The organism is Planctomycetota bacterium, from assembly GCA_039182125.1.
In the GTDB taxonomy this organism is placed as follows: domain Bacteria; phylum Planctomycetota; class Phycisphaerae; order Tepidisphaerales; family Tepidisphaeraceae; genus JBCDCH01.
The window spans coordinates 114,228-122,983 of sequence record JBCDCH010000002.1 but is presented as its reverse complement, the minus strand read 5'-3'; the positions used below and the strand labels follow the sequence as shown (position 1 = coordinate 122,983).

Annotated in this window: 9 protein-coding genes and 1 tRNA gene; 6 read left to right on the top strand and 4 right to left on the bottom strand. The window is 64.8% G+C overall.

Annotation, left to right across the window (positions count from 1 at the left end; all coding sequences use genetic code 11):
- The 3 genes from AAGD32_01095 to AAGD32_01085 form a co-directional block, all read left to right on the top strand.
- Window positions 1-227, top strand: a 227-nt coding sequence (locus AAGD32_01095; protein MEM8872827.1) for a PEP-CTERM sorting domain-containing protein, incomplete at its 5' end; no start/stop codon positions are given.
- Window positions 224-925, top strand: coding sequence for a prepilin-type N-terminal cleavage/methylation domain-containing protein (locus tag AAGD32_01090; protein MEM8872826.1), 702 nt, complete (start codon window positions 224-226; stop codon window positions 923-925). The genes AAGD32_01095 and AAGD32_01090, both read left to right, overlap by 4 nt.
- A 19-nt stretch (window positions 926-944) precedes the next feature.
- Window positions 945-2,174: a competence/damage-inducible protein A gene (locus AAGD32_01085; GenBank protein ID MEM8872825.1), complete on the top strand. Its 1,230-nt coding sequence runs from the start codon at window positions 945-947 to the stop codon at window positions 2,172-2,174.
- On the opposite strand, the gene AAGD32_01080 is transcribed toward AAGD32_01085, so the two are convergent.
- Genes AAGD32_01080 through AAGD32_01070 form a run of 3 tightly spaced genes read right to left on the bottom strand, consistent with a single transcriptional unit; the run spans window position 2,171 to window position 3,842 of the window.
- A complete protein-coding gene (locus AAGD32_01080; GenBank protein MEM8872824.1) occupies window positions 2,171-2,938 on the bottom strand; it encodes a PrsW family glutamic-type intramembrane protease in 768 nt (255 codons plus the stop codon). The genes AAGD32_01085 and AAGD32_01080 overlap by 4 nt on opposite strands.
- The gene (locus tag AAGD32_01075; protein ID MEM8872823.1) at window positions 2,938-3,456 is read right to left on the bottom strand and encodes a heavy metal-binding domain-containing protein; all 519 of its coding nucleotides are present in this window, start codon (window positions 3,454-3,456) and stop codon (window positions 2,938-2,940) included. Before AAGD32_01075 ends, AAGD32_01080 begins: the two co-directional genes overlap by 1 nt.
- Window positions 3,453-3,842 carry a YbjQ family protein gene (locus tag AAGD32_01070; GenBank protein ID MEM8872822.1) on the bottom strand — a complete coding sequence of 130 codons (390 nt, stop codon included), beginning with the start codon at window positions 3,840-3,842 and terminating at the stop codon, window positions 3,453-3,455. The genes AAGD32_01075 and AAGD32_01070 overlap by 4 nt, the downstream gene beginning before the upstream one ends.
- Before the next feature lie 27 nt (window positions 3,843-3,869).
- On the opposite strand from AAGD32_01070, the gene AAGD32_01065 reads away from it, so the two are divergent.
- The 3 genes from AAGD32_01065 to AAGD32_01055 all read left to right on the top strand — a co-directional run bounded on the left by AAGD32_01065 (window position 3,870) and on the right by AAGD32_01055 (window position 7,871).
- Window positions 3,870-3,943: transfer RNA gene (locus AAGD32_01065), tRNA-Arg, on the top strand.
- Between the two features lie 26 nt (window positions 3,944-3,969).
- Window positions 3,970-5,352 carry a 3' terminal RNA ribose 2'-O-methyltransferase Hen1 gene (locus AAGD32_01060; GenBank protein ID MEM8872821.1) on the top strand — a complete coding sequence of 461 codons (1,383 nt, stop codon included), beginning with the start codon at window positions 3,970-3,972 and terminating at the stop codon, window positions 5,350-5,352.
- Entirely contained in the window at window positions 5,349-7,871 is a 2,523-nt protein-coding gene (locus AAGD32_01055; GenBank protein MEM8872820.1) for a polynucleotide kinase-phosphatase, read from the top strand. The genes AAGD32_01060 and AAGD32_01055 overlap by 4 nt, the downstream gene beginning before the upstream one ends.
- On the opposite strand, the gene rarD is transcribed toward AAGD32_01055, so the two are convergent.
- The gene (gene rarD, locus AAGD32_01050; GenBank protein MEM8872819.1) at window positions 7,866-8,741 is read right to left on the bottom strand and encodes an EamA family transporter RarD; all 876 of its coding nucleotides are present in this window, start codon (window positions 8,739-8,741) and stop codon (window positions 7,866-7,868) included. The genes AAGD32_01055 and rarD overlap by 6 nt on opposite strands.
- Between the last annotated feature and the right edge of the window lie 15 nt (window positions 8,742-8,756).

Below are 8,756 nucleotides of genomic sequence, written 5' to 3'. Positions count from 1 at the left end.
TCGGGGATGACGTCGGCGAAGCCGTCGATCTCGGGCGTAACACCGGAGCCGACGGGGTTGGTGATCCGCACGAACTGGATCGACGAGAGTCCTGTCGAGGAGAAGTCAAAGCCGGCCCCGCCGGCTCCGGTGTTACGCCCGAGATCGACGGCTTCGCCGACGTCATCCCCGAACCGTCGGCGCTGAGCCTGTTGCTGGGCGGGCTTTTCCTAAGGAGAAAGCGTTGAGCCGCACCGCGTTCACGCTCGTCGAACTGCTCGTTGTCATCGGCATCATCGCGCTGCTGCTCGCGCTGCTCCTGCCCTCGCTGGGGTCGGCGCGAGCAAGCGCGAAGTCGGTCAACTGCCTGAGCAATCTCAAGCAGATGGCCGGGGCTTCGCTGATGTATGCCAATGACAACGGGGGTTTGTTGCCGATCGCCTACGCCTACAACGGGACGACGCAGATCGCCTCGTGGGACTACATGCCCGACGACACGCCGGGCGTGCTATGGCAGGGCGTGCGCCAAGGTTTGGTGCAACAGTGTCCGAGCTTCGAGGGCAACGCCAACGCCGATGACCCGTACACGGGTTACAACTACAACACTTCGCATCTGGCGAGCTTCCGTGACCCGTTCGCCGACTGGACGCAAGGGCCGAGGCTCGTGGCGATCAAGCAATCGAGCAAGACCGCGCTCTTCGGCGACGGCGGTTGGCGTGGCGGGGCGAACAAGTACATGCGCTCGCCCATCGCCGAGCCGCGCGAGAACGGCTTCTCCGCCCGTTTCGCCGGCACGCAGCACTTCCGCCATGAGGGTGCCACCAACCTCGCCCACCCTGATGGCCACGCCGCCGCCCACCGCGAACGCTTCGACAACGACGACCCCAACGTCTCCGAGGACACCGGCTGGGTCAGCGAAGACAACACGCTGTATGACACGAAGTGACCCGCGCTAGGCTTGCCTCATGCTCCCTCGCGCACGCATTCTCTCGGTCGGTGACGAATTGGTCACCGGCTCGACGCTCGACACCAATACCGCTCACATCGCCAAGCTTCTCGTGACCCACGGCTTTGACGTTGTGGGGCATGCGACACTGCCGGACGGGCGTGAGATCGTTGCGGATGCGATCCGTGATGCCGTGGCCGACGCTCGGCTACTCGTCATCACCGGCGGCATCGGCCCGACCGAAGACGACCTCACGCGCGAGGCGCTCGCTGACGTCGCAGGTTGCGGGTTGGTTCGCGATGAAGCTTGGATTCAACACCTCCGTGAACTGTTTGCCAAGATCGGGCGTGAGTTGAAGCCGGGCAATCTCAAGCAGGCCGACCATCCGGCAACCGGTGCGCTGCTGCACAACCCCGTCGGCACGGCCGCCGGCTTGCGGCAAGACATCGACGACTGCACCGTTTTTGTCGTGCCCGGCGTCCCCAAGGAGATGCGACGGATGGTTGACGACCACGTTCTGCCGTGGGCGAAAGAGCACGGCGGCGGTGGGGCGTTTGCCCTGCGGACGCTCCACACGATCGGCCGGGGTGAGAGCGACGTGGCCGCTTTGCTCGGCGAACTTCACGAACGGGGCCGCAACCCGGAAGTTGGCACCACCGCGGCGCACGGGATCGTGTCGTTGCGCCTGTATTGCCGTGCCGATTCACAAGCCGATGCCGAGCGGATGCTCGATGAAACCGAGGCCCAATGTCGGGCGACGCTCGGCAACTTTATCTTCGGTAACGGTGACGAGACGCTGGCGAGCGTCATCGTGAAAACCCTTTCTGATCGGGGTGAAACGGTCGCCACGGCCGAGAGCTGCACCGGGGGTCTTGTCGCGAAGATGATCACCGATGTCGCGGGGTCGAGCGGGGTGTTTCAGCATGGCTGGGTGACTTACTCGAATGGAGCCAAGCACGATCAACTCGGCGTCGAGATCGGTGCGGAAGGGGCGGTCAGCGAGTCGACGGTGGTGCAGATGGCCGAGGGTGCTCGACGTGTCGCCGGTTCGACGTACGCGCTGAGCCTCAGCGGCGTGGCCGGTCCGGGCGGCGGGAGCGACGAGAAGCCGGTCGGCACTGTTTGTATCGCGCTGGCCACGCCGACGAACACCACGGCGGAGAAGTTCGTCTTTCCCGGCGACCGCGATTGGGTTCGCACCCGTGCCGCTCTTGCCGCATTGAACATGCTGCGTCGATCGATGATCTAAAACGTTCCGCCGAAGGTCTCGAACAGCACGGCCCAGCCGTTGTAGAGGCCGTGAACGAGCGCGGCCGCGGTGAGCCAGAATCCGGCGAGGCTCACCCTTGCCGGGCGGCGTGTTCGCACCACCGATCGCCACACTCGTATCGCCCCGAGTCCCGCGATCCCACTGCAGCCGACGTGCAGCAACACGCACACCGTCCAGCGCCACCGCCACAGCTCCGGCGACGCGTCTGGGATGTAGACGTAGAGGTACAGCACGTTCTCGATGGCCGCGAACCCCAAACCGCTCGCGAGCATGCAAAGCCCGATTTGGGCCGACGATCGGAAGAGATACGGCTTGCGTTCGACCACCCAGAGCGCGATCGCGGCCTTGAGCATCTCTTCGACGACGGGCGCGACGAACACGACGGCGATGATCCCGAACGCGCCCCGGCCGGTCGCATCGAGCAGCGTGCCGAACACCGCGAACGGGCCGGCGCACACTGCGATCAGCAACGCGTAGGCCCACGACTTTCCCGAACCGATCTGTTTGGCCTCGAACCAGCGTGCGAACGTCACGGCGTCGTCGGGCAAGTCGCCACCGACTTCCGCGGAGAACGTCGGTTCGTCCCAAACCGCGGTGAGGTGCGCGTCACCGGCCGAGGCCGCTCCACGCGGTGCAGGCTCGGGTCGCCCCGACACGCTCGCGCTGAACTGCGGCTCGGCGTACACGTCATGCAACGCGTTGCGCTCGTCGACCGGCTTGCGATAGTCCAACGGCTCGGCCATCAGCGTGCCCGTTTGTACGCGGTCCCGCTCGCCACAATGCAGACATATGTCGCCGGGTTGTTCTGGCGGTAGACGGCGTTGGCGATGTCGGCCGTGTCGATCCGCAGGTTGCAGATCCCGTCGTACCCGAGCGACACCGCTTGCTCGGTCAGCCGCAGAATCGCCTCCTCGCGTGTACGGAACATCAGCAACCGATAGCTGCGTAGTTCGCCGCCGAAAATCTTTTTCAGTGCCGCGAGCAGTCCCTTGAGATACCCCGCCGAGTAAACAGCCTCGGCCGTCACGAGCGACACCTGCACGGTCGGGTCGACCTGCGGCATTGCCTGCGTGTCCGACAATGGCACATGTGCGAGGGCTCCCTTGCGTCGTTTGATCTGTCGGAGGTGGCGTTTCTCGAAGTACGCTCCGAGCGTCAGGCCGAAGAGCACCAGCGCGACGGGAAACGCGAACGTGCAGACCATCGACACGATGAAGCCGATGTCGTCGCCGTTGGCGAGCATGAGGTTCGGCACGATCACGACGGCTCCGGCAGGGGTGGCACTTCCGGGACGCCGGTCGTGTCGGTTGTCTGTGTCCGTGGGTCGCCGTCAGGCTCGACGATGACTGCGGTGCCGTACGCGTACAACTCCGCAGCGCCGCTGGTGACCGCCGACGTGCTGAAGCGAACGTTTACCACGGCATTCGCCCCGAGTTGCTGAGCCTGCATGAGCAGCCGTTCGATCGCCTCGCGGCGGGCTTCGACGAGAAGCTCGGTGTACCCGCGCAACTCGCCGCCGGCGAGGTTCTTGAGCGATGCGGCAATGTCCCTTCCGAGATGTTTGGCCCGGACCGTGTTGCCCTGAACCAACCCCCGCACGGCGGTGATGCGATACCCGGGCACGTTTTCTGTGTTGACGACGATCATGTTCGAGACGCGTATCATGCCACCGACGCGCCCGTAGCTCAATTGGATAGAGCATCGGTCTTCGGAACCGAGGGTTAGAGGTTCGAGTCCTCTCGGGCGTGCTGAGTCGTGAAGGGCGGGTGGGGCGATGCTGCTGCAGATTTCGACGACGCATGAGCCGGCAACCGATCTCGGTTATCTGCTACACAAGAACCCCGGCCGACCGCAGGCGAAGGGGCTTTCCTTCGGCACAGCACATGTGTTCTACACCGACGCGTCACCGAGAAAGTGCACCGCCACGTTGATGCTCGAGATCGACCCGGTGTCATTGCGGCGCCGCGGGCCGGGCCTGTCGTTGGCCGAATATGTCAGCGATCGGCCATATGCGGCATCGTCGTTTCTCTCAGTCGCCATCGCACAGGTCTACGGCACCGCGCTCTCCGGCACCTGTAAGCAGCGGCCCGAGTTGGTCGAGACCTCGATCCCGTTGACGACGACCGTCGGCCCGGTTCCGTGCCGTGGCGGCGAGGGTTTCCTGCGCGATCTCTTCGAGCCGCTCGGCTACGTGGTCGACACTCTGCAACATCCGCTCGACGAGCAGTTCCCCGAGTGGGGCGGCGGCACGTACTTCACGGTGACACTCACCCAGACGATTCGGCTCGCGGATCTGCTCAGCCACTTGTACGTGTTGCTACCGGTGCTCGATGCGGACAAGCACTACTTCGTCGGCAGCGATGAGGTGGACAAGCTGCTGCGCCACGGCGAGGGCTGGCTCGCGGAACATACGCAGAAGCCGGCCATCGCCCGGCGGTATCTCAAGAAGCGTCAGTCACTCGTTGCTGAGGCGTTGCGTCGCTTGGCGGTCGACGAGCCGGATGATCCCGACGCGCAGGAACTGGCGATCGAGAAACCGATCAGCCTGCACGAGCAACGGCTCGACGCGGTGACGCACGCGCTGATCGACGCCGGAGCTGAGCGCGTGGTCGATCTCGGCTGTGGCGAAGGCCGGCTGTTGCGACGACTTCTGGACGAGCGATCGGTCCAGCAGGTCGTCGGCGTCGACGTGTCGAGCCGGTCGCTGGAGTTCGCTGAGCGTCGGCTGAAACTGGGTCGCATGCCGGTGGTCAAGCGGCAGCGGATCGCGTTGCTCCACGGCTCGCTGACCTACCGCGATCGCCGGCTCGAGACTGATCCGCCGTTCGACGCGGCCTGCCTCGTCGAGGTTATCGAGCACCTCGATCCGCCGCGCCTCACCGCACTGCGTCGGGTCGTGTTCGAGTTCGTTCGCCCAACGCGCGTGATCCTCACCACGCCCAACCGTGAGTACAACGTGCACTGGGAGACACTACCGGCCGGACAAATGCGGCATCGCGATCACCGATTCGAGTGGGATCGCGCCGAGTTCGCCGCGTGGTGCGACGCGGCGGCTGAGGCGTTCGGTTACGTCGTCACCTACGCCCCGATCGGCGACGACCACCCCGACACTGGTCCGCCCACGCAGATGGCGATCTTCACGCGGGAGGCGTCGTGACCATCGACATTCCCGAGCTGTGCCTCGTCGTGCTCATGGGACCCAGCGGGTCCGGCAAGAGCACATTCGCGCGCATCCACTTTGCGTCGACCGAGGTGCTCAGCAGTGACGTATGTCGCGGCCTGGTCAGCGATGACGAGAACGACCAAACCGTCAGCGGTGACGCGTTCGACGTGCTGCACTACATCGCCGGCAAGCGTCTCGCGCTTGGCAAACTCACCGTCGTCGACGCGACCAACGTGCGCAAGGAAGACCGGGCATCGCTGGTGCAGTTGGCGCGGGCGCACGATGTGCTGCCTGTTGCGATCGTGCTGAAGATGCCCGAGAAGCTTTGCCAGGAACGCAACGAAGCCCGTCCCGACCGCCAGTTCGGCAAGCACGTCATTCGGAACCAGTTGATCGCGCTCCGCCGCGGCCTGCGCGGTTTCAAGCGGGAGGGGTTCCGGCAGATCCATGTCTTCGAGTCACCCGACGAGCTGGCGTCCGTGGAGATCGGGCGGACGAGGCTGTGGAACGATCGCCGCGACGATGCCGGGCCGTTCGACGTCATTGGCGATGTGCACGGCTGCGCAGACGAGCTCTGCGACCTGCTCGAATCGCTCGGCTATCAAACAACCAAGCGGTTTCACATCGTTCCTCCACCGGGGCGGAAGGCGGTTTTCGTCGGCGACCTCGTCGACCGCGGGCCGGACTCGCTGGGTGTGTTGAACATCGTGCGTCACATGGTCGCCGCCGGCACCGCGCTTTGCGTGCCGGGCAATCACGACGCGAAGCTGCTCAAAGCGCTGAAGGGCCGCAAGGTGCAACGCAACCACGGTCTCGCCGAGACCATGGACCAGATCGAGGCCGACGCCGGCGACGATCTACCCGCGATCACGTCGTTCCTCAATCGACTCGTGAGCCACTACGTTCTCGATGTCGGCAAGCTCGTTGTCGCACACGCCGGTTTGAAGGAGAAGTACATCGGTCGGGCGTCGCGGCGGGTGCGTGAGTTTGCGCTCTACGGCGACACGACCGGCGAGACCGACGAGCATGGCCTGCCGGTGCGGCTCAACTGGGCCGCTGACTACCGCGGTGACGCCACCCTTGTCTACGGCCACACGCCGGTCGCCGACCCGCAATGGCTCAACAACACTGTCAACATCGACACCGGCTGCGTCTTCGGCGGCAAGCTCACAGCGTTGCGCTGGCCCGAGCGGGAGTTCGTGTCCGTTCCGGCAAAGTCGAAGTACGCCGAGCCGGGCCGGCCGTTCCTCGAAGCGGACCGCCCCCAGCAGTACGAGCACGACGATGTTCTCGACTTGGCCGACGTCACCGGCAAGCGCGTCATCGAAACGTGCTTGCAGCGGAGCGTGATCGTCCGCGCCGAGAACGCGGCGGCGGCGCTGGAGGTGATGAGCCGATTCACGATCGACCCGCGTTGGCTGATCCACCTGCCGCCGACGATGAGCCCTTGTGAGACGAGCAAACGTGACGATCTGCTGGAGCATCCCGACGAGGCGTTCAACTACTTTCGCAACGCCGGGATCGAATGTTTGGTTTGTCAGGAGAAGCACATGGGCAGCCGGGCGATCGTCGTGGTGTGTCGCGACGAGTCGTTGGCCATCGAGCGGTTCGGCGTCGAGTCGGCCCCGGACGCCGGTGTGATCTACACGCGCACCGGTCGACCGTTCTTCGACGACGGCATCACCGGCGAGTTGCTAAACATCGTGCGAAACGCCTTAACTGCCGCGGGATTCTGGGACGAGTTCGAGACGGACTGGTTTTGTCTGGACTGTGAACTGATGCCGTGGTCGGCCAAGGCGCAGGATCTGCTGCGGACGCAGTACGCGGCGGTTGGCAGCGCGGCGGAGGCCGGCCTGTCGGCTGCGATCGAGGCGCTGCGGTCGGCGACGTTGCCGGACGACCCGCACGTGTCCGGGCTGCTCCAACGCACCGAGCGTCGGCGTGAGCACATCGCGCGCTACGTTGACGCCTATCGGCGATACTGCTGGCCGGTCGCGTCGGTCGCCGACTTGAAGCTCGCGCCGTTCCACCTGCTTGCGTCTGAGGGGAAAGTTCACACTGATGGCGACCATGCCTGGCACATGTCGACGCTTGCGCGTCTCGCCGGCGGTCCGGTCATCGCAACGAACCATCGCGTGGTCGAGCTTGCCGATGATCGCAGCGTCGTCGACGCCGTGGCGTGGTGGGAACAGCTCACCGGTGACGGCGGTGAGGGGATAGTCGTGAAGCCGATCGACTGGATCAATCACGGACCGCGTGGATTCGTGCAACCCGCAATGAAAGTTCGTGGACGCGAGTACCTGCGGATCATTTACGGACCCGAGTACATCTCCCACCTCGCCCAGCTGCGCGGGCGACACCTCGGCGGTAAGCGGTCGATGGCGCTGCGTGAGTTCTCCCTCGGGCTCGAAGCGTTACACCGCTTCATCGATCGCGAGCCGCTTCGTCGGGTGCACGAGTGTGTGTTCGGCGTGCTCGCTTTGGAGAGCGAGCCGGTCGATCCGCGGTTATGACGGGATCGGCGGCGCGGCGCGTCGCCGACGTTCGCGTTGGACGGCGTTGTAGGTGTAGATGGCCAGGGCGATCCAGATGAGGCCGAAGGTGATGACGTTGTCGGGGCCGAACGTTTCGCCGAGGACGAGTGTGGCGATGAGCATTTGCAGGGTCGGGCCGAGGTACTGGATGAAGCCGAGGCTGCTGAGGGTGAGGCGTTTGGCGGCCCCGCCGTAAAGCAGCAGTGGTGCGACGGTCATCACGCCGCTGAGCGAGAGCATCGCATGCAGGCCAACACTCCACGGCACCTCATCGACCTGGCCGCTTCCGTGCATGAACACGACGTACACGACGCCGAGCGGGGCGAGGATGAAGGTTTCGACCGAGAGCGCGGTCCGGCTGTCGGCGGCGGCGGTCTTGCGGATCAGCGAGTAGAGGCCGAACGACGCCGGCAACACGATCGCGATCCACGGCAGCGCGCCAGTGGCGTAAATCTTGTACGCCACGCCGGCGCTTGCGAGCGCGAGGCAACCGAGTTGGACGCGGTTGAGCCGTTCGCCCAGGAAGACGACGCCGAGCCCAACGATCGCAAGCGGTGAAATGAAATAGGCGAGCGAAGCTTCCAACGCCCGTCCGGTGGTGACGGCGTAGATGAACACGAGCCAGTTGATCGCGATCAGCACCGACGTGCTCAGCAACTTGGCGAGTGTCTTGCGGTCCGCGATGGCCGAACGCATCGAGGCGTTGATCTTGATCACGGGCAAGAGCGCGGCCATCAGCAATGCGGCCCAGATGATCCGATAGCCAAGAATCATCGGTGGCGGCACTACTTTGACCAGCACAAAGTACAGCGGGAACAAACCCCACATCACATGCGCCGATACGCCCATGGCGATTCCAGCGTG